The organism is Blastococcus sp. TF02A-26, from assembly GCF_003319125.1.
Classification (GTDB): Bacteria; Actinomycetota; Actinomycetes; order Mycobacteriales; family Geodermatophilaceae; genus Trujillonella.
Genome location: NZ_QOHG01000001.1, coordinates 169,899 through 193,832, shown reverse-complemented (window position 1 = coordinate 193,832; position 23,934 = coordinate 169,899). Strand labels below are relative to the sequence as shown.

The window sequence follows — 23,934 nt, the reverse complement described above, 5'->3', positions numbered from 1 at the left end:
CGCCCGGGGCGGTGGCTCAGGCCCCGCGGCGGGCCCGGAGCTTGGCGAGCGCCTCCTCGAGGAGCGCGTCGCCGTCGGCGTCGGTGCGCCGCTCGCGCACGTAGGCCAGGTGCGTCTTGTAGGGCTCGTTGCGCGGGGCCGGCGGCGGGGCCGACTGGTCCTGGCCGGCCGGGAGGCCGCAGCGCGGGCAGTCCCACAGCTCCGGCACGTCCGCGTCCGAGGCGAACGACACCCGGGTCTCGTGCGCCTGGGCGCACCAGAAGGCCACCCGGTTGCGCGGCGCGACCTCGCCCCGCTCGGCCTCACCCATCGGACCCGCACCGACCCGCGTGCCCCGGATCGCGTTCCCACCAGCCACGAGCGCCCCCACTCAGACCCGGCGGCGCCGGACGCGCCGCCGACGGGAGTCTAGGGCGTCGGAAAGGGGTTCTTGGTCACGTTTTCGCCCCGGATCCGGGCGCTCGGCGCTCAGACCTTGATCAGGATGCCCAGGCCGACGACGCAGACCGCCCAGATCAGGCCGGTGATGACGGTCAGCCGGTTGAGGTTCTTCTCGACCACCGAGGAGCCCGACAGCGACGAGGACGCCGCACCGCCGAACATCGAGGAGAGGCCGCCGCCCTTGCCCCGGTGCAGCAGGATCAGCACCACGAGCAGCACGCTGGTGAGCACCAGCAGCACGTTGAGACCGAGCTCGACCATGGGTCCAGCGTAGCCGAGCGGCGGGCCGCTCCAGCGCACCGACTCAGCGCACCCCGGCGGTGGCGAGGTCGTAGCTGCCGTAGGGCGCCATCACGAGCCCGTTGCGCAGCCGTTGCCCCGACAGCACCTGCAGGTGCGCCTCGGCCAGCGGGACGTAGGCGTTGGTGGCCCCGGCCGCGGCGGCGACCTCGCGCCACGCACCCCGGGCGGCACCGGCATCGGTACCGGCGGCCACGGCGGTGTCGACCAGGGCGTCGATCGCGGGGTCGGCCAGGCGGGCGTAGTTGGTGTTCCCGACCCGGCTCACCGACCGGCCGTCGACCAGCGGGACCAGGAAGGCCGACGGGGTGGGGACGACCGCCGTCCAGCTGGCGAGCACCATCCCGAAGCCCTGCGCCCGCACGTTCTCCGGGTCGCCGACGTCGCGGGCGTAGAAGCTCGCGGCCGGCAGGGGGCGGACCTCCGCGGTGATCCCGACCTCGGCGAGCTGGTCGGCCAGCACCTCGGCCACGGCGATGCTGGCCGGGGCGTCCACGACGGCGAGCACGGTGCTGAACCCGTCGGGCACCCCGCAGGCCGCGAGGGACTCCCGCGCCGCGTCGAGGTCCGGCCCCGCGTCGGGCTCCTCCGGGCCGCCCTCCAGGCCGGCCGGCCAGAGCCGGGCGGTGGCGCGGGCGTCGGCGCTGCCGCCGAGCGCCTCCTGCACTCCCCCGCGGTCGACCGCGGCGGCGACCGCGGCCCGGCAGTTGGCGTCGTCCATCGGCGCGACGTCGGTGGGCAGTGCCAGCACGCGGACCGCCCCGGTGGGCACCTCGTCGACCCGGTCCTCCAGCGGCACGTCACCGCCGGCGCCGTCGGCCAGCCGGGCCTCGGTGGCCCGCTGGATGCCGGTGGCGGAGATGTCGACGTCGGCGGACCCGGCGAGCAGCGCCTGGTCGCGCTCCAGGCCGGACAGGCCCGTGCGGACGACGACCTGGTCCGGCAGCGCGGTGCGGACCTCGTCGGTGGCCGGGTCCCACTGCGGGTTGCGGTCGAGCACGATCCCGGTCTGCGGGTCGACCGAGGTGATGGCGTACGGCCCGGAGCTCACCGGGTCCGCGCCGTAGGCCGCGCCGGTGTCGGCGGCGATCGGCACCGGGCTGCTGGAGGGCAGCGCGAGCACGTACGGGAAGTCGGGGGTGGCGGCGCGCAGCCGGAAGACGATGGTCCGGTCGTCCGGCGTCTCGATCGACGGCAGGCCCAGCCGGTCCGGGGCCTCGTCCTGGTACGGCCCCGGGTACGGGTTGGCCGGGTCGTCGAGGAGTTCGACGGCGCGGGTCGGGCCGCCCACGATCACGTCGGAGGCGAAGGAGCGCTCGATGCCGTACTTCACGTCCCGTGAGGTGATCGGCTGCTCGTTCTCGAACCGGATCCCCTCACGGAGGGTGAAGGTCCAGGTCAGCCCGTTGTCCTCGGTGATCCCGAGGTCGGTGGCCAGGTCCGGCACGAGGGTGTCGGTCTCCCCCGGCGTCGGGGAGTAGGTCACCAGCGTGCGGGTGTACAGCCGCATGAGGTTCCACACGCCGGGCGCGTAGGAGCGCTGCGGGTCGAGGCTGTCGACCTCGCCGGCGACGACGCGCAGGGTGCCGCCGTCGGCGTCCGACGAGGCCCGGACGCCGGTGAGTCCGGCGTCCGGGCCGTCACCGAGGACCGGCACGGTGGCTCCGGCGTCCCGCCCGCCGCTGCAGCTGACGACGACGGCCACGACGAGCGCCACGACGAGGGCGAGGCCGACGAGGCGGCCGGGGGTCCCGCGCAGCCAGGCGGGTCGCCCATCGGCCACCCGCTCCAGCGTGCTGCTGATCCCCACGTCCCCCGCTTCCGCTCCGCCGCGGCCGGGAGCGGTCAGCTCCCGTCGGCGGCGACCCGACAGATCTGCGCGAACTCGTCGCCGTCCAGGCTGGCACCGCCGACGAGCGCACCGTCGACGTCCGGCCCGGCCAGGATCCCGGCCGTGTTCGCGGCCTTCACCGACCCGCCGTAGAGGATACGGACGACCGCGGCGGTCTCCGGGCCGAAACGCTCGGCGAGCCGGGACCGGAGTGCCCCGCACACCTCCTGCGCGTCCTCCGGGGTCGCCACCTCGCCGGTGCCGATCGCCCAGACCGGCTCGTAGGCGATCACCACCTGCTGCACCTGCTCGGCGGTCAGGCCCTCCAGCGCGGCGTCGAGCTGGGCGGTGCAGTGCGCGACGTGCTCACCGGCGCGGCGGACCTCCAGGCCCTCCCCGACGCAGAGGATCGGCACCAGTCCGTGCCGCTGCGCGGCCTGCACCTTGCCGGCGACGACGGCGTCGTCCTCCCCGTGCAGCGCGCGCCGCTCGGAGTGGCCGACCACCACGTAGGTGCAGGCCAGCGCGGCGAGCATCGCGCCGCTGACCTCGCCGGTGTAGGCGCCGGAGTCGTGCAGCGACAGGTCCTGGGCGCCGTAGCCGATCTCCAGCTTGTCGCCGGCGACCAGGGTCTGGACGCTGCGCAGCGCGGTGAACGGCGGCACGACGACGACCTCGGCGGCCTGCAGCTGCGGCTCCTTGAGGGAGAACGCCAGCTTCTGCACCAGGCCGATGGCCTCGAGGTGCGTCATGTGCATCTTCCAGTTGCCGGCGATGAGCGGCCGGCGCCCCTCGCGCTTCGCCGGTGCCGGGGTGCGGGCCATCAGGCGGCCCCACCCTCGGTCAGGACCGCGAGGCCGGGGAGCTCCCGGCCCTCGAGGTACTCGAGCGACGCGCCGCCACCGGTGCTGATGTGGCCGTAGGCGGCCTCGTCCAGCCCCAGCGTGCGGACAGCGGCGGCGGAGTCCCCACCGCCGACGACGGAGAGCCCGTCGACCGCGGCGACCGCCTGTGCGACCCCGCGGGTCCCGGCCTGGAAGGGGGCCATCTCGAACACGCCCATCGGTCCGTTCCAGAAGACGGTCCGGGCACCGCCGAGCTCGCGGCCGAAGACCTCGACGGTCCGCGGGCCGACGTCCAGGCCCATGCGGTCGTCGGGGATGGCGTCGACGTCGACGACGGCGGTCTCCGCGTCGGCGCTGAACGCCGAGGCGGCGACGACGTCGACGGGGAGCACGATCCGGTCGCCGGCCTCGGCGAGCAGCCGGCGGCAGGTGTCGACCTGGTCGGCCTCGAGCAGCGAGGTGCCCACGCCGTGGCCCTGCGCGGCGAGGAAGGTGAAGCACATCCCGCCGCCGACCAGCAGCCGGTCGACCTTCGGCAGCAGCGCCTCGATGACCGCGAGCTTGTCGCTGACCTTGGACCCGCCGAGGACGACCACGTAGGGCCGCGCCGGGTCGCTGGTCAGCCGCGTGAGGACGTCGAGCTCGGTGGCGACGAGCCGGCCGGCGACGTGCGGCAGCCGCAGCGCGACGTCGTACACCGACGCGTGCTTGCGGTGGACCGCGCCGAAGGCGTCGTCGACGTACACGTCGGCCAGGGCCGCGAGCCGGTCGGCCAGCTCCCCGCGCTCGGCGTCGTCCTTCGACGTCTCCGCGGCCTCGAAGCGGACGTTCTCCAGCAGGAGGACGTCGCCGTCGCCCAGGGCGGCGGCCTTCGCACGGGCGTCGTCCCCGGCCACGTCCGCGGCGAGTTCGACGTCGGTGCCGAGCAGCTCGCCCAGGCGGGCGGCGACCGGGGCCAGGGAGAACTGCGGGTCCGGCGTGCCCTTGGGCCGGCCGAGGTGCGCGGCGACGACGACGCGGGCGCCGCCGTCGCGCAGGGCCTGGATGCTGGGCAGGCTCGCCCGGATCCGGCCGTCGTCGGTGATCTCGCGGGTCTGCTTGTCGAGCGGGACGTTCAGGTCGGCGCGCACGAGCACGCGCCGACCCGAGACGCCCTCGGCGAGGAGGTCGTCGAGAGAACGCATCGTCAGCGTCAGAGCGAGGCGCCGACGAGCTCGACCGAGTCCACGAGCCGGTTGGAGTAGCCCCACTCGTTGTCGTACCAGCCGAGCACCTTGACCATCGGGCCGAAGACCTTGGTCAGGCCGGCGTCATAGATGCAGGAGTGCGGGTCGGTGACGATGTCGCTGGAGACGATCGGCGCGTTCGTGTACTTGAGGTAGCCCTTGAGCGGGCCCTCGGCGGCGGCGCGGTAGGCGGCGTCGATGTCGTCGGCCGAGGCCTCCCGGGAGACCTGGACGGTGAGGTCGGTCGCCGAGCCGGTCGGCACGGGGACGCGGACGGCGTAGCCGTCGAGCTTGCCGTTGAGCTCCGGCAGCACCAGGCCGATCGCCTTGGCGGCACCGGTCGAGGTGGGCACCATGTTGAGGGCCGCGGCGCGGGCACGGCGCAGGTCCTTGTGCGGGCCGTCCTGCAGGTTCTGGTCGGCGGTGTAGGCGTGGATCGTCGTCATCAGGCCGCGCTCGATGCCGAACTCGTCGTGCAGCACCTTGGCCAGCGGCGCGAGGCAGTTGGTGGTGCAGGACGCGTTGCTGATGATCGTCTGCGAGCCGTCGTACTTCTCGTGGTTGACGCCCATGACGATGGTCAGGTCGTCGCCGGAGGCCGGCGCCGAGATGATGACCTTCTTGGCGCCACCGGCGTCGACGTGCTTGCGCGCGTCGTCGGCCTTGGTGAAGAAGCCGGTGGACTCGACGACGACGTCGACGCCCAGGTCGCCCCACGGCAGGGCGGCGGGGTCGCGCTCGGAGAGCACCTTGATGCTCGCGCCGCCGACGGAGATGCCGTCGTCGGTGGCCTCCACGTCCTGCGGCAGGACGCCCAGGATGCTGTCGTACTTGAGCAGGTGGGCGAGCGTCGCCGGGCTGGTGAGGTCGTTCACCGCCACGATCTCGATGTCCTTGCCGCTGGCGGCCGCGGCCCGCCAGAAGTTGCGGCCGATGCGCCCGAAACCGTTGATGCCGACCCGTACCGTCACTGCTGGACCTCCCGAGATCCCGTCGCGTGCAGCGGCGGCCGTGCGGGATCGCCCGGCCGCGCGTCGGCGGCGAGCCTATCGGCACCGCGGCGAGGTCTCCTCCGCGGTGCTGCCCGGTCACCCGACCGGGGCGGCCAGACCCGGGGACTGGACGACGCGGTCGCGCCCCGCCGCCTTGGCCGCGTACACGGCGCGGTCCGCGGCGGAGAGCAGGGCGGCCGGACCGGTCCCGTCGTCCGGGGCCGTGGCGACGCCGACGCTGACCGTCACGCCCAGCGCGCCGTCGGGGCCGTCGTGCCGCAGCGCCGCGCACCGGCCGCGGATCAGCTCGGCCCGCTCGGCCGCCTCGTGGCGACCCACACCCGGCAGGACGACGACGAACTCCTCGCCGCCGAAGCGGGCCACCGTGTCCCCCGCCCGCGCCGCCCCGGTCAGCACCCCGGCGATCGCCTGGAGCACCTGGTCGCCCGTGGCGTGCCCGAACCGGTCGTTGACCGTCTTGAAGTGGTCCACGTCGACCACCAGGACGCTCACCGGCGCGGGATCGAGGGGGGCCAGGGGCGCCCGGTCGAGGACCCGGTCGAGGTGCCGGCGGTTGTGCAGGCCGGTGAGCGGATCCCGCACCGCCTCCTCGGCGAGCGCCGCGCGCAGCCGCTCGATCTCCTCGACCTGCTCGGCGAGCTGCCGGTTGAGCTCCTCGACGGCGAGCCTGCGGCCCTGCTCCTCGCTGACGTCGCGGACGACGACGATCCGGCCGAGGGCCCGGCCGCGCGGATCGCTGATCGCGGAGGCGCGGACGTCGAGCCACACGCCGGGTGCGACCTCGGCGACCCGGTGACCGTCCTCGTCGGTCACCCGGCCGAGGGCCACGGCCTCCGGGCCGGCGATCTCGTGCAGGACCCGGCCGAGGATGCCGTCGGAGCCGCCGGGGCGGGTCCGCTCCAGCAGCCGCACGGCCGCCGGGTTGAGGTCGAGCACCCGGCCCTCCGGGTCGACGACGAGGACGGCGTCCGGGAGGGTGTCGACGACCCGGTCGCGCGCCACCGGGACCACCTGGAGCAGCCCCAGGCGGAAGATCGCCCAGCAGTCGACGAGCCCGGTGAGCAGGAAGAACAGCGGGGTGACGTCGATCCGACCGTCCTCGCCCTGCGCCGCGATCGTGACGACGTTGCCCACGGTCGCCAGCAGCGAGGTGAGCAGCAGGACCCGGACCTGACGGCGGAAGATCCCGGCCGTCGCCCGCCACCGGCGGACCAGGCGCGCGTAGGCGACGCCCAGCACGACGTAGCTGTAGGCGGCGTTGGCCAGGAACACCGGGCCGAAGGCGACGTCCACGACGGGCCCGGAGTCGGCCCCGTCCAGGACGAGCTCGTGGGTGGCCGGGACGGTGGCCGTCGTGACCACCAGCACCGGCACGACGGCCAGGAGGGCGGCGGTGCGGCGGGTGAGCCGCCACGAGGGGTCGGAGACGACGCGGGTGAGCACCCAGACGGACGCCACCACCAGCCCCGCCCCGGCCATGAGCACGGACGGGTAGACGGTGCGGACCACCTCGGCGTCGATCCCGTACACGACGGCGTCGGCGGTCGACCAGACGGCGGTCCCGGCCATCGCGGCCGCCAGCGCGGTCGCGGCCGGGGTCCGGGCGCGACGGCGCCAGGCCAGTGTCGCGGTGAGCACGGCGACCAGCGCCGCGCACGCGAAGACCGGCCACCACGTCTGCAGCGCCATCCCGGGTCCTCTCGGCCGGCGGGCGCTGGACGGCCCGCCACTCCCGGGGGGATCGGTCGGATCGGGGGTCTGCTGGACCCGCCTCCCCCCGAGGGGGGAGGCGGAGGCCGGCTACTGGGCGAGCATGTCGTCGGTGACGACGGACTCGGTGTCCGGGATGCCGAGGTCCTTGGCCCGCTTGTCGGCCATGGCGAGGAGACGCCGTATGCGGCCGGCGACGGCGTCCTTGGTCATCGGCGGGTCGGCCCGCTGGCCGAGCTCCTCCAGCGAGGCCTGACCGTGCTCCAGCCGGAGCCGGCCGGCGACCAGCAGGTGCTCGGGCGCGTCCTGGCCGAGGATCTCCAGGGCCCGCTCCACCCGCGCGCTGGCGGCCACCGCGGCGCGGGCCGAGCGGCGCAGGTTGGCGTCGTCGAAGTTGGCCAGCCGGTTGGCGGTGGCCCGGACCTCGCGGCGCATCCGCCGCTCCTCCCAGGCCAGGACGGCGTCGTGGGCGCCCATGCGGGTGAGCAGCGCGCTGATCGCGTCGCCGTCGCGGACCACCACGCGGTCGGCGCCGCGGACCTCGCGGGCCTTGGCGGCGATCCCGAGCCGGCGGGCCGCGCCGACCAGGGCCATCGCGGCCTCCGGCCCGGGGCAGGTGACCTCCAGCGAGGAGGACCGGCCGGGCTCGGTGAGGGAGCCGTGGGCGAGGAACGCGCCTCGCCAGGCGGCCTCGGCATCGCCGATGCCCCCGGAGACCACCGACGGCGGCAGCCCGCGGACCGGACGGCCGCGCTGGTCGACCAGGCCGGTCTGGCGGGCGAGGCCCTCGCCGTGCTTGGCGATGCGCACCAGGTAGCGGACGCCCCGACGGATGTTGCCGCCGGCCAGGACGCTGACGCCGCTGGTGTAGCCGTAGACCTCGCTGATGTCGCGGCGCAGCCGGCGAGCCACCGAGCCGGTGTCGAGCTCGGCCTCGATGACCACCCGGCCGCCCACGATGTGCAGGCCGCCCGAGAAGCGCAGCAGCGCCGTGACCTCCGCCTTGCGCTCGGAGGTCCGCGAGCACTCCACGCGGGAGAGCTCGTCCTTGACCATCGCCGTCATCGCCATGTCGTCCACCCCCGCTCGGTCACTGCAGGACCGCCCGTTCCCCCAGGGGTCATCCCCACCTCGTCCTCCCCCACACCGATCCCCACACCGATCCCCACGCCGATCCCCGGTCGTCCGGGGCGGATCGGTCCGTCCCGGAACGTGATCCTCCCGGTACCCCGCCCCGTGCCGCCATCCGTCACCGTGGCCCGAGCACGTCCGCCAGCGCCGTCGCGAGGCGCTCGGGGTCGTGCCGCGGCGCACCGCCCGGCTCGGCCACGGGGGCCAGGACGAGCTCGGCGCCGCACGCGCGGACCGCTGACAGCAGACCACAGCGGTCAACCACCGAGTCGACATCGGCGACCACGGTGTGCAGCGCCACTCCGCCCAGATGCGCCTGGAGCACCCGCAGGTGCTCCTCCGGCGAGAACCCGTCCGTCTCCCCCGGCTGCGGCTCGAGGTTGAGCACGACGACCACCCGGGCCGGGGTCGCGGCCAGCGCGGCCCGCAGCCGGGGCACCAGGAGGTGCGGGAGCACCGAGGTGTACCAGGAGCCGGGGCCGAGCGAGACGACGTCGGCGGTGGCGATCGCCTGCAGCACCGCGGGGTGCACCGGCGGGTCGGCCGGCGAGACCAGGATGTCGCGCACCCGGCCGGGGGTCGAGGCGATGGCCGCCTGCCCGCGGATGGTGCGGGTGCGCGCGGGGTCGTCCGGGTCGACGGTCTCCACCCGGGCCACGAGGTCGAGGGGGACGTCCGCCATCGGCAGCACCCGTCCGCAGGCGCCCAGCAGCCGGCAGAGGCTGTCCAGGGCCCGCACCGTGTCGCCCCCGTGCAGCTCCGTGAGCCCGGTCAGGACGAGGTTGCCCACCGGGTGCCCGGCGAGGACCCCGGAGCCGCCCAGGCGGTGCTGGAGCAGCTCGGTCATCTCCGAGCGCTGCTCGTCGTCTCCGGCCAGGGCCGCGAGGGCCATGCGCAGGTCCCCGGGCGGCAGCACGGGCATCTCGCGCCGGATGCGCCCGGAGGACCCGCCGTCGTCGGCGACGGTGACCACCGCCGTCAGCTCCGGCGTCAGGCGCCGCCAGGCGCCGAGGGCGGCGGCCAGGCCGTGGCCGCCGCCGAAGGCCACCACCCGCGGCGGCGCGTCGGGCCGACCCACTACTCGCGCCCCAGGTCGCGGTGCTGCGCCACGGCCTGGACGCCGTCGAGGGCCAGCCGGCGGGCGAACTCCTCGGCGATCGCGACGCTGCGGTGCTTCCCGCCGGTGCAGCCCACGGCGAGGGTCAGGTAGCGCTTGCCCTCGCGGCGGTAGCCGGGGATGAGCAGCCGGAGCACGTCGACGTAGCGGTCGAGGAAGGGTGCGGCGTCCTCCTGCCCGAGCACGTAGTCGCGCACGTCCGGGTCCTGGCCGGTCCGGGGGCGCAGCTCCGGGACCCAGTGCGGGTTCGGCAGGAACCGGGCGTCCACGACCAGGTCGGCGTCCAGCGGCAGGCCGTACTTGAAGCCGAAGCTGAGCACGGTCGCGGTCAGGGGCGGGGTCTGCCCCTCGCGGGCGAAGGCGTTCTCCAGGGTGGCGCGCAGCTGGTGGACGTTGAGATCGCTGGTGTCGACCCACAGGTCGGCGTCGCCGGCGATGCCGGTGAGCAGCGCCCGCTCGGCGGCGATGCCGTCGACGAGCCGGCCGCTGCCCTGCAGCGGGTGCTCGCGGCGGTTGGACTCGTAGCGGCGGACGAGGACCTCGTCGCGGGCGTGCACGTACAGCACCCGCGGCCGGTGCCCGGCCGTGTCCAGCGCGCTGATCGACTCCTGCAGGTCGCTGGAGAAGGCGCGGCTGCGGACGTCCACGACGGCGGCGAAGCGGCGCAGGTCGCCCCGGGCGCCCAGCTCCACCATCGGTTGCAGCAGGGCCGGCGGGAGGTTGTCGACGACGTAGTAGCCGAGGTCCTCCAGCACCCGCCCGACGGTGTTCTTGCCGGAGCCGGAGAGGCCGGTGACGACGACGACGTCCAGCGGCGCGGTCTCGGTGCTCGCGGGGTCCAGCGGCGGCGCGACGTCCCGCTGGGGGCCGCTGCCCTGGGGCGGCACGCTCACGAGGCCACCCCGGCGACGCCCGATCCGGCGAGGTCCACCTTGCCGACCTCGGCGGTCCCGCCGGCGTCGGGCCGGGGGGAGCCCAGCTCGGCGGGGCCGTCCGGGCCGAGCGTGGTCTCGACCGGCTCCGCCTCCGCCGCCTCCCCCACCTCCGGCTCGGCCACCGCGGCCAGGACGGCCTCCGCCGTCCGCCGGCCGATGCCGGGCACCTCCATGAGTTCCTCCAGCGTGGCGGCGCGCAGCCGCTTCAGTGAGCCGAACCTCTTGAGCAGGGCCTTGCGGCGCGTGTCGCCGAGGCCCGGGACGTCGTCGAGCAGGGAGACCAGCATGCTGGCCGACCGCTTCTGCCGGTGGTACGTGATCGCGAAGCGGTGCGCCTCGTCGCGGACCCGCTGCAGCAGGTACAGCGCCTCCGAGGTGCGCGGCAGGATCACCGGGTCGGACTCCCCCGGCAGCCACACCTCCTCCATGCGCTTGGCCAGCCCGCAGACGGCGACGTCGACGACGCCCAGCTCGTCCAGCGACCGGGCGGCCGCGGCCACCTGCGGGGCGCCGCCGTCGACGACGAGCAGGTTCGGCGGGTAGGCGAACCGGCGCGGCCGGCCCTCCTCCGCGGCGATCCCCTGCTCGTCCTGCCGGTCGGCCTCCTCCTTGAGGTGGCGGGCGAACCGGCGGCGGACGACCTCGGCCATGGCCGCGGTGTCGTCGGTTCCGTGCGTGACGGAGAACCGGCGGTAGTCGGACTTCTTGGCCAGGCCGTCCTCGAACACCACCATCGAGGCCACCACGTTGGTGCCCTGGACGTGGGAGACGTCCATGCACTCGATCCGCAGCGGCGCCTCGGGGAGCTCCAGGGCCTCCTGGAGCTCGGCCAGCGCCAGCGAGCGCGCGGTCAGGTCGCTGGAGCGCTTGACCCGGTGGCGGACGAACGCCTCCTTGGCGTTGCGCTCCACCGTCTCCAGCAGGGAGCGCTTGTCCCCCCGCTGCGGCACGCGCAGGCTCACCCGGCTGCCGCGCAGCTCGCTCAGCAGCTCCTCGTAGACGTCGGCGTCGGCCGGCAGCTCGGGGACGAGCACCTCCTTGGGCACCGTCTCCCCGGCCTCGGCGACACCCGTCTGCTCGTCGACCCCGCCGTAGACCTGCAGGAGGAACTGCTCCACGAGCTCGCCGGTGCCGATCTCCTCGACCTTGTCGATGATCCAGCCGCGCTGGCCGCGGACCCGGCCGCCGCGCACGTGGAAGACCTGGACGGCGGCCTCGAGGTCGTCCTGGGCGAAGGCGACGACGTCGGCGTCGGTGCCGTCACCGAGGACGACGGCCTGCTTCTCCATCGCCCGGTTGAGGGCGCCCAGGTCGTCGCGCAGCCGCGCCGCCTTCTCGTACTCCATCGCCTCGGCGGCCTCGGCCATCTCGCGCTCGAGGCGCTTCACCATGGCGTCGGTCCGGCCGGCCATGAAGTCGCAGAAGTCGTCGACGATCGCCCGGTGCTCCTCGGGGCTGACCCGGCCGACGCACGGCGCCGAGCACTTGCCGATGTAGCCCAGCAGGCACGGGCGGCCGATCTGGCCGGCCCGCTTGAACACCCCGGTGCTGCAGGTCCGGGCGGGGAAGACGCGGGTCAGGGTGTCGAGCGTCTCCCGGATGGCCCAGGCGTGCGCGTACGGGCCGAAGTAGCGCACGCCCTTGCGCTTCGGGCCGCGCATGACCTGCAGCCGGGGGAACTCCTCGTTGAGCGTCACGGCCAGCGACGGGTAGCTCTTGTCGTCGCGGTAGCGGACGTTGAACCGCGGGTCGAACTCCTTGATCCAGTTGTACTCGAGCTGCAGCGCCTCGACCTCGGTGCCGACGACGGTCCACTCGACGCTGGACGCGGTCGTGACCATCTGCCGGGTGCGCGGGTGCAGGCCCGCGATGTCGGCGAAGTAGCTGTTCAGCCGCTGGCGGAGGCTCTTGGCCTTGCCCACGTAGATGACGCGGCCGTTGGGATCGCGGAACTTGTAGACCCCCGGGCTCTCCGGGATGCTGCCGACCGCTGGGCGGTACGAGGACGGGTCGGGCATGCCCTCCACACTAGGTCGCGGGGACGACACGTCGTCCCCCCGGCGGACCCGTCCGTCCCACCCGTCACAGCCGGCCGGCGACGGGACGCACGACGGGGAGCGAGGCCCGTCGGGCCCCGCTCCCCGGTGCGCAGGTCAGGTGGTGTCGGCGGTCAGCCGACCGGCTGGGACCGCCGCACGGCGACGGCGGTGGGCACGTGCGCGGCGACCGCGGCAGCGCCCCGGGATGCCAGGCGGACGGCGCGGCGGGTGAGCGCCACGGCCGCGAGCAGCCCGATCGGCACGGCCGCGAAGTCGAACGCGTCCGCGACGACGTCCTTGGTCACGACCAGCACCGACAGGCCCAGGACCGCCACCAGCACGACGGCGGAGAGGACACCCGACCCCGGCTTGCCCTTGCCCTGCCACGGCTGCCCGCAGTGGCTCATGTCGGGGTCGCAGTCGGGAGTGAGTGCGCTCATCGCGGCCTCCTCGCACGGGCACAGACGTGCCCTGGTGACGTCAGTCACAAGCGACGATACGCCCACGTGATGTCTCTCACAAGTCATCGGCGTCAACGGCCGGTTGCGCGGTCCAGCGCCAGGTTCAGCTCCAGCACCCGGACGTGCGGCGCCCCGACGAACCCGAGGTCCCGGCCGGCGGTCGCGTCGGCCACCAGCCGCCGGACCGTGCCGGCGTCCAGCCCGCGGGCCTGCGCCACCCTGTCCACCTGGATCGCCGCGTACGCCGGCGAGATGTCCGGGTCCAGTCCGGAGGCCGAGGCCGTGACCGCGTCCGGCGGTACGTCCGCGGGGTCGACGCCGTTGAAGGCCGCCACCGCCGCCCGGCGCTGCTGGACGAGGTCGGCGAGCTCGGCCGAGTTGGGTCCGAGGTTGGAACCGCCCGACGCGGCGCCGTCGTAGCCCGATGCCGAAGGGCGGGTCTGGAAGTACTGCGGGAGCGGTGCCCCGTCGGCGTCGGTGAACGCCTGGCCGATCAGGGACGAGCCCACCACCTCGCCGTCCACCTCCACCAGCGAGCCGTCGGCCCGCCCGGGCGCGACGAACTGGGCGATGCCGGTGACGGCCAGGGGGTAGCCCAGGCCGAGGACGACGGTGGCGACGAGCAGCAGACGGACGGCGGCCACCAGCTGGCGGCCCCAGCGCAGGGCAGGCATCACGCGATCCCGGGGAGGAGGGAGACGAGCAGGTCGATGAGCTTGATCCCGGCGAACGGGGCGAGGACGCCGCCGATGCCGTAGACCAGCAGGTTGCGGCGCAGCACCGCCTCCGCCGGACCGGGCCGGAACCGCACGCCCCGGAGGGCGAGCGGCACGAGGGCCACGATCACCAGCGCGTTGAACACGACGGCGGAGAGGATCGCCGACTCGGGCGAGGCCAGCCGCATCACGTCCAGCGCCGCGAGCCCGGGGACGGAGCCGGCGAACATCGCCGGGAGGATCGCGAAGTACTTCGCCAGGTCGTTGGCGATCGAGAAGGTGGTCAGCGATCCGCGGGTGATCAGCAGCTGCTTGCCGATCTCCACGATCTCGATCAGCTTCGTCGGGTCGGAGTCCAGGTCGACCATGTTCCCGGCCTCCTTGGCCGCGGTCGTCCCGGTGTTCATGGCCACGCCGACGTCGGCCTGCGCCAGCGCGGGGGCGTCGTTGGTGCCGTCGCCGGTCATCGCGACCAGCCGGCCGCCCTCCTGCTCGCGCCGGATGAGAGCGAGCTTGTCCTCGGGGGTGGCCTCGGCGAGCACGTCGTCGATGCCGGCCTCGGCGGCGATCGCGCGGGCGGTGCGCTCGTTGTCGCCGGTGATCATCACGGTGCGGATGCCCATCCGGCGGAGCTCGTCGAACCGCTCCCGCATGCCGGCCTTGACGACGTCCTTGAGGTGGATCACCCCGAGCACCCGGGCACCGGCCGGGCCGTGCTCGGCGAGGACGAGCGGGGTCCCGCCGGCGGCGGAGATGCCGTCGACGACGTCGCCCACCTCCGTGGCCACCGTGCCGCCGAGGGCGCGCACCCAGCCGGTGACGGCGCCGGCCGCGCCCTTGCGCAGCGTCCGGCCGTCGGGCAGGTCCACGCCGCTCATGCGCGTCTGCGCGGTGAACGGGACGAACTCCGCCCCGGGCAGGTCGGTCCGCTCCCGCAGGCCGTACCGGTGCTTGGCGAGCACCACGACGCTGCGCCCCTCCGGCGTCTCGTCGGCCAGCGAGGCGAGCTGAGCGGCGTCGGCCATCTCCCGCTCGTCGACGTCCGGGGCGGCCACGAACTCGGCGGCCTGCCGGTTGCCGAGCGTGATGGTGCCCGTCTTGTCCAGCAGCAGGGTGTTCACGTCGCCGGCCGCCTCGACGGCGCGGCCGCTCATGGCCAGCACGTTGCGCTGCACCAGCCGGTCCATCCCGGCGATGCCGATGGCCGAGAGCAGTGCCCCGATCGTCGTCGGGATGAGGCAGACGACCAGGGCGATGAGCACGATCGTCGACTGCCCGGCACCGGAGTACAGCGCCAGCGGCTGCAGGGTGACGACGGCGAGCAGGAAGACGATCGTCAGCGAGCTCAGCAGGATGTTCAGCGCGATCTCGTTCGGCGTCCGCTGCCGCTCGGCGCCCTCGACCAGGGCGATCATCCGGTCGACGAAGGTCTCCCCCGGCCGGCTGGTGATCTGGACGACGATGCGGTCCGACAGCACCGTCGTCCCGCCGGTCACCGCGCAGCGGTCGCCGCCGGACTCGCGGATCACCGGCGCGGACTCCCCGGTGATGGCCGACTCGTCGACGCTGGCGATGCCCTCGACGACGTCGCCGTCCCCCGGGACCACCTGGCCGGCCACGACGACGACGCGGTCACCCGGGCGCAGGTCCGCCGCGGGCACCTCGGTGCCGTCCGGCCGGACGGCGACCGTGGTGGTGCGGGCCGCGCGCAGCGTGGCCGCCTGGGCCCGGCCGCGGCCCTCGGCCACCGCCTCGGCGGCGTTGGCGAAGAGCACGGTGGCCCACAGCCAGCCGGTGACCAGCCAGCCGAAGACCGACGGCTCGGCGATGCCCAGCACGGTCGAGAAGACCGAGCCGACCCACACGACGAAGACGACGGGCTGGCGGACGAGGCCGCGCGGGTCCAGCTTGCGGACGGCGCCGGCCAGCGTCGGTCCCCACCGGACCTCCGGCCGCCGGGGTGCCCGCGGCTCCCCCGCGGGCGCGGGAGGGCGCTCCAGTGCGGTGGTCATGACAGTCCTTCCGCGATCGGCCCGAGCGAGAGCGCGGGCAGGTAGGTGAGGCCGACGACCACGAGGACGACGGCGCCCAGGAGACCGGCGAACAGCGGCCGGTGGGTGGGGAGGGTCCCGGCGGTCGCCGGGGCGCGGCCCTGGCTCGCGAGCCGACCGGCCAGGGCCAGGACCAGCACGATCGGCAGGAAGCGGCCGAACGCCATGGCCAGGCCGAGGGCGACGTCGTAGAAGGTGGTGTTCGCCGAGAGCCCGCCGAAGGCCGAGCCGTTGTTGTTCGCCGCCGAGGTGAAGGCGTAGAGCACCTCCGACAGCCCGTGCGGGCCGTCGTTGAGCATCGATCCGCGTCCGGCGTCGGTGGACATCGCGACCGCGGTGCCGACCAGCACGAGCGTGGGCGTGGCGAGCACGTAGAGGGAGGCGAGCGTCATCTCGCGGCGGCCGAGCTTCTTGCCCAGGTACTCGGGCGTCCGCCCGACCATCAGCCCGGCGACGAACACGGTGACGAGCGCCAGCACGAGCATCCCGTAGAGGCCCGAGCCGACCCCGCCGGGCGCGACCTCGCCCAGCATCATGTTCGCCATCGTCAGCAGGCCGCCGGCGGGCGTGTAGCTGTCGTGCATCGAGTTCACCGCGCCGGTCGAGGTGAGCGTCGTGGCGGCGCCGAACAGCGAGGACAGCGGGCTCCCGAAGCGGACCTCCTGCCCCTCCAGCGCCGCACCGGCCAGCTGGGTCGCCGCTCCTCCGGCCCGGGCCTGCGCCCAGGTCGTCAGCGCCAGCGACGCCGCGGCCAGGGCGGCCATCACCCCGGCGATCGCCAGGCCCTGCCGCCGGTCGCCGACCATCCGCCCGAAGGTGCGCGGGAGTGTCAAGGGGATCAGCAGGATGAGGAAGACCTGGAACAGCGACACCCAGGCGCTCGGGCCCTCGAACGGGTGCGCCGAGTTGGCGTTGTAGAAGCCGCCGCCGTTGGTCCCGAGCTCCTTGATGACCTCCTGGGAGGCCACCGGCCCGCCGGGCAGGAACTGGGTGGCGCCGGCGACCGTCGTCGCGTCGGTGCCCGACGACAGGTTCTGGACGACGCCGCCGAGCACCAGCACGACCGCGCCGAGGACCGACAGCGGCAGCAGGATCCGCGTGACCGCCCGGGTGACGTCGACCCAGGAGTTGCCCAGCACGTCGGTGCGGGTGCGGGCGAACCCGCGGACCAGCGCGATCGCCACGGCGATCCCGACGGCGGCCGAGACGAAGTTCTGCACGGCGAGGCCGGCCATCTGGACGAGGTGGCCCATCGTCGACTCGCCGGCGTAGCCCTGCCAGTTCGTGTTGGTGACGAAGCTGACGGCGGTGTTCCACGCCGAGGACGGCTCGACCGCCGCCATCCCGTTGGACCAGGGCAGCCGGCCCTGCACCCGCTGCAGCAGGTAGAGGAACAGCACGCCGACCGCGGAGAACGTCAGCACGCTGCGCAGGTACACCGGCCAGCGCTGCTCCGTGCCGGCGTCGACGCCCACCGCCCGGTACACCAGCCGCTCGACCCGCCAGTGCCGCGCGTCGGTGAAGACCCGGGCCATCCAGTCGCCGAGCGGTCGGTGCACCGCGACGAGCGCGGCCACGAGCAGCGCCACCTGCAGCCACCCCGAGGCGGTGTCGCTCATCAGAACCGCTCCGGGAGCAGCAGCGCGGCGAGCAGGTACAGCACCAGGGCCGCCGCCACGCCGAGCCCGACCCACTGCGCGATGTCGCTCATCGGTTCCTCACCGGTCGCCCACCAGCCGCTCCACCCCGCGTGCGGCCAGCGCCAGCAGTCCGGAGACCCCCAGCGTCAGCAGCACGAACACCACGTCACGCACGACGCACGACCCTCGATCCGTCCCGGCGGACGACCCCTCGCCGTCCGCACCGGATCGGGACGCTAGGAGCGCCCGGACCCGCCGGCGGCCGTCCTGACGAGCTCCTGACGCGGCACCCTCACTCCTTGACGGGATCCTGACGCCGCGCGCCGCCGGACCCCCGCCGGAGCGGGCGCTCATGGTCGGCATGACCTCGGGAGGCAGCGCTCGCGGGACGCTGCGCATCTACCTCGGCGCCGCCCCGGGCGTCGGCAAGACGTTCGCCGTCCTCGGCGAGGCGCACCGGCGTGCGGCACGCGGGACCGACGTCGTCGTCGGCCTGGTCGAGACGCACGGCCGCCCGCGCACGGCCGACCAGCTCGAGGGCCTGGAGGTGCTGCCCCGGCGGCAGGTGGCGCACCGCGGGGTGACGATCGCCGAGCTCGACGTCGACGCGGTCCTGGCCCGGCGGCCCGAGGTGGTCGTGATCGACGAGCTCGCGCACTCGAACCCCCCGGGTTCGCGGCACGCCAAGCGGTGGCAGGACGTCGACGAGGTGCTCGACGCCGGGATCGACGTCCTCACCACGGTGAACGTCCAGCACCTGGCGAGCCTCAACGACGTGGTCGAGTCGATCACCGGCATCGCGCAGCAGGAGACGGTGCCCGACGCGGTGGTCCGCCGGGCCGACCAGATCGAGCTGGTCGACATGTCGCCCGAGGCCCTGCGCCGCCGGATGGCGCACGGCAACGTGTACCCGGCCGAGCGGGTGGACGCCGCGCTGGGCAACTACTTCCGCGTCGGCAACCTGACCGCGCTGCGCGAGCTCGCCCTGCTGTGGCTGGCCGACCGGGTCGACGAGGGCCTGCAGCGCTACCGGGCCGAGCACGACATCGACTCCGTGTGGGAGGCCCGCGAGCGGGTGGTCGTGGCGCTGACCGGCGGGCCCGAGGGCGAGACGCTGGTCCGCCGCGCCTCGCGGGTGGCGCAGCGCTCGGGTGGCGAGCTGATCGCCGTCCACGTGCTGGCCGCCGACGGGCTGGCCGGGGCCTCCCCCGACGAGCTCGTCGCCCAGCGGGCCCTCGTGGACAGCCTGGGCGGCACCTACCACCAGGTGGTCGGTGGCGAGGTCGCGCCGGCGCTGCTGGAGTTCGCGCGCGGCGTCGGGGCCACGCAGCTGATGATCGGCACCAGTCGGCGCTCGCGGTGGGCACGCGCGGTGCGCGGCGGCATCGGCGCGCAGGTCGTGGCCGGCGCCGGCGAGATCGACGTGCACATCGTCACGCACGCCGCGGCCGGGCCACCGGGCTGGCGACTGCCGCCGCTCACCGGCGCGCTCACCGCCCGCCGGCGGTGGCTGGGCCTCGGCCTGGCCGTCGCCGGGGTGCCCGCGGTGACGGCGCTGAGCCTGGCGGCCGGTGCCTCGCTCCCGGTCGTCCTCCTCGCGTTCCTGCTGCTCGTGCTGGGCGTGGCCCTGCTCGGCGGGCTGTGGCCGGCGCTGGTCGCGGCGGTGCTGGGCGGGCTGGCCGAGAACTGGTTCTTCGTCTCCCCCACCGGGCGGCTCACCATCAACCGGCTCGAGGACGTGGTCGCGCTGCTCGGTGGGCTCGTCGTCGCGCTGACGGTGGCGACGCTGGTCGACCGCTCGGCACGGCGGGCGACCGCCGCGGCGCGCTCGCAGGCGGAGACGGCCATGCTGGCATCGCTGTCCCGCTCGGTGCTGGCCGGGGACCGGGCGCTGCCCAGCCTGCTGGAGCAGATCCGCGAGGCGTTCGGGCTGCGGTCGGTGACCATGGCCGAGCAGGGGGACGGCGACGAGACCGTCGTCGGCTCCTGCGGGGACCCCGGCGGGACGGCGGTCGACGAGGTACGGCTCACCGACCGGCTGGTGCTGCGCTGGTGCGGTCGGGGCCTGGGGGCCGGTGAGCGGCGGGTCCTCGTGGCGTTCGCCGAGCAGGCCGCCGTCGCCCTGCAGCACGGCCGGCTCGCCGCCCAGGCGGCCGAGGCCGACCGGCTGGCCGCCGGCAACAGCATGCGGACGGCGCTGCTGGCCGCGGTCAGCCACGACCTGCGCACCCCCCTGGCCGGGATCAAGGCCGCGTCGTCGGCCCTGCGCACCGGCGGCCTGGACCTCTCCCCCGGCGACCGGGACGAGCTGGTCGCCACCGTGGACGAGTCCGCCGACCGGCTGACCGCACTGGTCGACGATCTGCTCGACATGAGCCGGCTGCAGGGCGGGGCGGTGAGCCCCTCCCTGGTGGCCACGGACGTCCCCGCGGTGGTGCACCGGGCGCTGGACGAGCTCGACCCCGGCGACCGGGCGCGGATCACGTGCGACTGGTCCGGCGACCTGCCGGCGGCCCAGGCCGATCCCGGCCTCCTCGAGCGGGTGCTCGCCAACCTCGTCGGCAACGCGGTCCGGCACGCGCCGCAAGGGCCGGTGACCGTGCGGGCCGGGTCGCTGGGCGACCGCGTCGAGGTGCGGGTGGTGGACCGGGGGCCGGGGGTGCCCCCGGCGGACCGGGAGCGAGTCTTCGCCCCCTTCCAGCGGCTCGGGGACGCGCCCCGCGGGCACGGCGTCGGGCTGGGGCTGGCGGTCGCCCGCGGGCTGACCGAGGCCATGGGCGGCGCGCTCGCGGCGGAGGACACCCCCGGCGGCGGGCTGACGATGGTGCTGTCCCTGCGCGCCGCGGCCGTCCCGGTGGCCGCCGCGTGAGCCGGGTCCTCGTCGTCGACGACGACCCCCAGCTGCTGCGCGCCCTGCGGATCACGCTGCGCGCGGCCGGGCACGAGGTCGTGGTGGCGGCCGACGGGCGGACGGCGCTGCAGGAGGCCGCCACCGCGCATCCCGACGCCGTCGTCCTCGACCTCGGCCTGCCCGACCTGGACGGGACGGAGGTGCTGGCCGGGCTGCGCCCCTGGTTCTCCGGGCCGGTCCTCGTCCTCTCGGCCCGGACCGACAGCACGGACAAGATCGAGGCGCTGGACGCCGGCGCGGACGACTACGTCACCAAGCCGTTCGACATGGGCGAGCTGCTCGCGCGGCTGCGGGCCCTGTCCCGCCGGGGAGCCGGGAGCGGGCCCGGCGAGCCCGTGGTGGAGACCGAGCACTTCTGCGTGGACCTGGCCGCCCGCCAGGTGACGGTGCGCGGCGAGCCGGTCCGGCTGACCCCGACGGAGTGGGGGCTGCTGGCCGAACTGGTACGAGCCCCCGGGCGGCTGGTCGGGCAGCGGCAGCTGCTGCAGGCGGTGTGGGGACCGGCCTACGAGCGGGAGACGAACTACCTGCGGGTCTACCTCAACCAGCTCCGCCGCAAGCTGGAGCCGGACCCGGCGCACCCGCGCTACCTGCGCACCGAGCCCGGCATGGGCTACCGCTTCACGCCCTGACCGCGCCGTCCGGCCGGGTCGACCGGTCAGCTGGCCTTCTTGCGGGTCCGCTTCTTCGGGGCGGCGGCCGCCTCGATCGCCTCGGCGTCCAGCAGCGGCACCAGGTACCGGCCGGTGTGGCTCTCCGGCACCGACGCCACGAACTCCGGCGGCCCCTCCGCCACGACCGTGCCGCCGCGGAACCCGCCCTCGGGGCCCATGTCGATGAGCCAGTCGCAGCTCTTGATCACGTCGAGGTTGTGCTCGATGACGACCACCGAGTTGCCCTTGTCGACCAGGCCCTGGAGCACCAGCAGCAGCTTGCGGATGTCCTCGAAGTGCAGCCCGGTGGTGGGCTCGTCGAGGACGTAGATGCTGCGGCCGTTGCTGCGCTTCTGCAGCTCGCTGGCGAGCTTGACGCGCTGCGCCTCACCGCCGGAGAGCGTGGTGGCCGGCTGCCCGAGCCGCACGTAGCCGAGGCCGACGTCGGTGAGGGTGCGCAGGTACCGCGCGATCGAGGGGATGGCGGCGAAGAAGTCCGCGGCCTCCTCGATCGGCATGTCCAGGACCTCGGCGACCGTCTTGCCCTTGTAGTGCACCTCGAGGGTCTCGCGGTTGAACCGGGCGCCCTTGCAGACCTCGCACGGCACGTACACGTCCGGCAGGAAGTTCATCTCGATCTTGAGCGTGCCGTCACCGGAGCAGGCCTCGCAGCGACCGCCCTTGACGTTGAAGGAGAAGCGGCCGGGCAGGTACCCGCGCATCTTCGCCTCGGTGGTCTGGGCGAACAGCTTGCGGACGGCGTCCCAGACCCCGGTGTAGGTGGCCGGGTTGGACCGCGGGGTGCGGCCGATCGGCGACTGGTCGACGTGCACCACCTTGTCCAGGTGCTCCAGGCCGGTGATCGTCCGGTGCCGGCCGGGGACCTGCCGGGCACGGTTCAGCTCGTTGGCCAGCACCGTGTAGAGGATGTCGTTGACCAGGCTCGACTTGCCCGAGCCGGAGACGCCGGTGACGCCGACGAGCACCCCCAGCGGGAACGCGACGTCGACGCCCTTGAGGTTGTTCTCCCGGGCGCCCTTGACGACCAGCTCCCGGCCCGGCGTCGGCTCCCGCCGCTTCGCCGGGACGGTGATCTCCTTGCGGCCGGACAGGTACTGGCCGGTCAGCGACCGCTCGCTGGCGAGCAGGTCGTCGACGGTTCCGCTGACCACGACCTCGCCGCCGTGCTCCCCGGCACCCGGGCCGATGTCGACCACCCAGTCGGCGATCTTGATCGTGTCCTCGTCGTGCTCGACGACGATGAGGGTGTTGCCCATGTCGCGCAGCCGCACGAGCGTCTCGATGAGCCGGGTGTTGTCCCGCTGGTGCAGGCCGATCGAGGGCTCGTCGAGGACGTAGAGGACGCCGACCAGGCCGGAGCCGATCTGGGTCGCCAGCCGGATCCGCTGCGCCTCACCACCGGCCAGCGTCGCCGCGGGCCGGTCCATCGACAGGTAGTCCAGGCCGACGTCGACCAGGAACGACAGCCGCGCCTGGATCTCCTTGAGCACGCGGTCGGCGATCGCCCGCTCCCGCTCCCCCAGCTCGAGCGCGTTGAGCCACTCCGACGCCTCGCCGATGGACAGCCCGGTCACCTCGGCGATCGACCGGTCGTTGAGCTTGACGGCGAGGATCTCCGGCTTGAGCCGGGTGCCGTGGCAGACGGGGCACGGGACGTCCCGCATGTAGCCCTCGTACTTGTCCTTCATGTACTCGCTGTCGGTGTCCTCGTGCCGGCGCTCCAGGAACGGCAGGACACCCTCGAACGCGGCGTAGTAGCTGCGCTCGCGGCCGTAGCGGTTCTTGTAGCGGACGTGCACCTGGTCCGGCGAGCCGTGCAGGACGGCCTTCTGCACCTTGGCCGGCAGCCGCTCCCACGGGTCGTCCATCGAGAAACCGAGCTGCTGGGAGAGGCCGGTGAGCAGCCGGGTGAAGTACTCGTTGCTCATCGAGCCGGCCCACGGCGCGATCGCGCCCTGCGCCAGACTCTTGCCGGGGTCGGGGACGACGAGCTCGGGGTCGACCTCCTTGCGGGTGCCGATGCCGGTGCACTCGGGGCAGGCGCCGAAGGGCGAGTTGAAGGAGAAGCTGCGCGGCTCCAGGGCCTCGAACGACAGCCCGTCGTCCACGCAGGCCAGGTGCTCGGAGAAGGTGCGCTCGCGGTGCGGGTCGCCCTCGGGCAGGTCGACGAAGTCCAGGACGACGAGGCCGCCGGCCAGGCCGAGCGCGGTCTCCACCGAGTCGGTGAGCCGCCGCTTGGCGCTCTCCTTGACGGTGAGCCGGTCGACGATCACCTCGATGGAGTGCTTCTCCTGCTTCTTGAGCTTCGGCGGCTCGGTCAGCGGGTGCACCGTGCCGTCGACCCGGACGCGGGAGAAGCCCTGGGTCTGCAGCGAGCTGAACAGGTCGACGTACTCGCCCTTGCGCGCGCGGACCACCGGGGCGAGCACCTGGAAGCGGGTGCCCTCCTCCATGGCGAGCACCTGGTCGACGATCTGCTGCGGCGTCTGCCGGGAGATCGGCTTGCCGCAGTTGGGGCAGTGCGGCTGGCCGGCGCGGGCGTACAGGAGCCGGAGGTAGTCGTAGACCTCGGTGATCGTGCCGACCGTCGAGCGCGGGTTCCGGTTGGTCGACTTCTGGTCGATGGAGACCGCCGGGGACAGGCCCTCGATGAAGTCGACGTCCGGCTTGTCCATCTGGCCGAGGAACTGCCGGGCGTAGGCCGACAGCGACTCGACGTAACGCCGCTGGCCCTCGGCGAAGATCGTGTCGAACGCGAGGCTCGACTTGCCCGAGCCGGACAGGCCGGTGAAGACGATCAGCGCGTCGCGCGGCAGGTCGAGGTCGACGTCCTTGAGGTTGTGCTCGCGGGCGCCGCGGACGACGAGGCGGTCCATGGGTGTCCTGTCGGTCG

General features: G+C 74.4%; 19 protein-coding genes. 2 read left to right on the top strand and 17 right to left on the bottom strand.

Annotated features, from left to right (window positions below):
* Nucleotides 1–16 precede the first annotated feature (16 nt).
* From DQ240_RS00940 to DQ240_RS00865, 16 genes are all read right to left on the bottom strand, one after another.
* Nucleotides 17–358: an RNA polymerase-binding protein RbpA gene (locus DQ240_RS00940; protein WP_113837971.1), complete on the bottom strand. Its 342-nt coding sequence runs from the start codon at nt 356–358 to the stop codon at nt 17–19.
* A gap of 110 nt (nt 359–468) precedes the next feature.
* Nucleotides 469–702, bottom strand: a complete 234-nt coding sequence (gene secG / locus DQ240_RS00935) for a preprotein translocase subunit SecG (protein WP_113837759.1) — start codon at nt 700–702, stop codon at nt 469–471.
* 43 nt (nt 703–745) lie between these two features.
* Nucleotides 746–2,551, bottom strand: a complete 1,806-nt coding sequence (locus DQ240_RS00930) for an ABC transporter substrate-binding protein (RefSeq protein ID WP_233498384.1) — start codon at nt 2,549–2,551, stop codon at nt 746–748.
* Nucleotides 2,552–2,586: 35 nt separating this feature from the next.
* Nucleotides 2,587–3,396, bottom strand: coding sequence for a triose-phosphate isomerase (tpiA, locus tag DQ240_RS00925; RefSeq protein WP_113837758.1), 810 nt, complete (start codon nt 3,394–3,396; stop codon nt 2,587–2,589).
* Nucleotides 3,396–4,601 carry a phosphoglycerate kinase gene (pgk, locus tag DQ240_RS00920; RefSeq protein ID WP_113837757.1) on the bottom strand — a complete coding sequence of 402 codons (1,206 nt, stop codon included), beginning with the start codon at nt 4,599–4,601 and terminating at the stop codon, nt 3,396–3,398. The genes tpiA and pgk overlap by 1 nt, the downstream gene beginning before the upstream one ends.
* Before the next feature lie 8 nt (nt 4,602–4,609).
* Nucleotides 4,610–5,614 carry a type I glyceraldehyde-3-phosphate dehydrogenase gene (gene gap, locus DQ240_RS00915; RefSeq protein WP_113837756.1) on the bottom strand — a complete coding sequence of 335 codons (1,005 nt, stop codon included), beginning with the start codon at nt 5,612–5,614 and terminating at the stop codon, nt 4,610–4,612.
* A 117-nt stretch (nt 5,615–5,731) separates the two neighbouring features.
* Entirely contained in the window at nt 5,732–7,345 is a 1,614-nt protein-coding gene (locus DQ240_RS00910) for a diguanylate cyclase (protein ID WP_113837755.1), read from the bottom strand.
* A 111-nt stretch (nt 7,346–7,456) separates the two neighbouring features.
* Nucleotides 7,457–8,437 carry a DNA-binding protein WhiA gene (gene whiA, locus DQ240_RS00905; protein ID WP_113837969.1) on the bottom strand — a complete coding sequence of 327 codons (981 nt, stop codon included), beginning with the start codon at nt 8,435–8,437 and terminating at the stop codon, nt 7,457–7,459.
* 178 nt (nt 8,438–8,615) lie between these two features.
* Nucleotides 8,616–9,575, bottom strand: a complete 960-nt coding sequence (yvcK, locus tag DQ240_RS00900; protein ID WP_113837754.1) for a uridine diphosphate-N-acetylglucosamine-binding protein YvcK — start codon at nt 9,573–9,575, stop codon at nt 8,616–8,618.
* The gene (gene rapZ, locus DQ240_RS00895) at nt 9,575–10,507 is read right to left on the bottom strand and encodes an RNase adapter RapZ (protein ID WP_233498383.1); all 933 of its coding nucleotides are present in this window, start codon (nt 10,505–10,507) and stop codon (nt 9,575–9,577) included. Before rapZ ends, yvcK begins: the two co-directional genes overlap by 1 nt.
* On the bottom strand, nt 10,504–12,567 hold the full coding sequence (gene uvrC, locus DQ240_RS00890; protein ID WP_113837967.1) for an excinuclease ABC subunit UvrC: 2,064 nt from the start codon (nt 12,565–12,567) through the stop codon (nt 10,504–10,506). The genes rapZ and uvrC overlap by 4 nt, the downstream gene beginning before the upstream one ends.
* 152 nt (nt 12,568–12,719) lie before the next feature.
* Nucleotides 12,720–13,028: a hypothetical protein gene (locus DQ240_RS00885; RefSeq protein WP_113837753.1), complete on the bottom strand. Its 309-nt coding sequence runs from the start codon at nt 13,026–13,028 to the stop codon at nt 12,720–12,722.
* A 92-nt stretch (nt 13,029–13,120) separates the two neighbouring features.
* On the bottom strand, nt 13,121–13,723 hold the full coding sequence (kdpC, locus tag DQ240_RS00880) for a potassium-transporting ATPase subunit KdpC (protein WP_113837752.1): 603 nt from the start codon (nt 13,721–13,723) through the stop codon (nt 13,121–13,123).
* Complete coding sequence (kdpB, locus tag DQ240_RS00875; RefSeq protein ID WP_113837751.1) at nt 13,723–15,777, bottom strand: potassium-transporting ATPase subunit KdpB; 2,055 nt, start codon at nt 15,775–15,777, stop codon at nt 13,723–13,725. Before kdpB ends, kdpC begins: the two co-directional genes overlap by 1 nt.
* Nucleotides 15,774–17,435: a potassium-transporting ATPase subunit KdpA gene (gene kdpA, locus DQ240_RS00870; RefSeq protein ID WP_113837750.1), complete on the bottom strand. Its 1,662-nt coding sequence runs from the start codon at nt 17,433–17,435 to the stop codon at nt 15,774–15,776. The genes kdpB and kdpA overlap by 4 nt, the downstream gene beginning before the upstream one ends.
* Nucleotides 17,435–17,527, bottom strand: coding sequence for a potassium-transporting ATPase subunit F (locus DQ240_RS00865; RefSeq protein ID WP_113837749.1), 93 nt, complete (start codon nt 17,525–17,527; stop codon nt 17,435–17,437). Before DQ240_RS00865 ends, kdpA begins: the two co-directional genes overlap by 1 nt.
* 290 nt (nt 17,528–17,817) lie before the next feature.
* On the opposite strand from DQ240_RS00865, the gene DQ240_RS00860 reads away from it, so the two are divergent.
* Nucleotides 17,818–20,325, top strand: a complete 2,508-nt coding sequence (locus DQ240_RS00860; RefSeq protein ID WP_113837966.1) for an ATP-binding protein — start codon at nt 17,818–17,820, stop codon at nt 20,323–20,325.
* Entirely contained in the window at nt 20,322–20,999 is a 678-nt protein-coding gene (locus DQ240_RS00855) for a response regulator (RefSeq protein ID WP_113837748.1), read from the top strand. The genes DQ240_RS00860 and DQ240_RS00855 overlap by 4 nt, the downstream gene beginning before the upstream one ends.
* A gap of 26 nt (nt 21,000–21,025) precedes the next feature.
* Here DQ240_RS00855 and uvrA read toward each other — a convergent pair whose 3' ends face one another.
* On the bottom strand, nt 21,026–23,917 hold the full coding sequence (gene uvrA / locus DQ240_RS00850; RefSeq protein WP_113837747.1) for an excinuclease ABC subunit UvrA: 2,892 nt from the start codon (nt 23,915–23,917) through the stop codon (nt 21,026–21,028).
* Nucleotides 23,918–23,934: the final 17 nt, after the last annotated feature.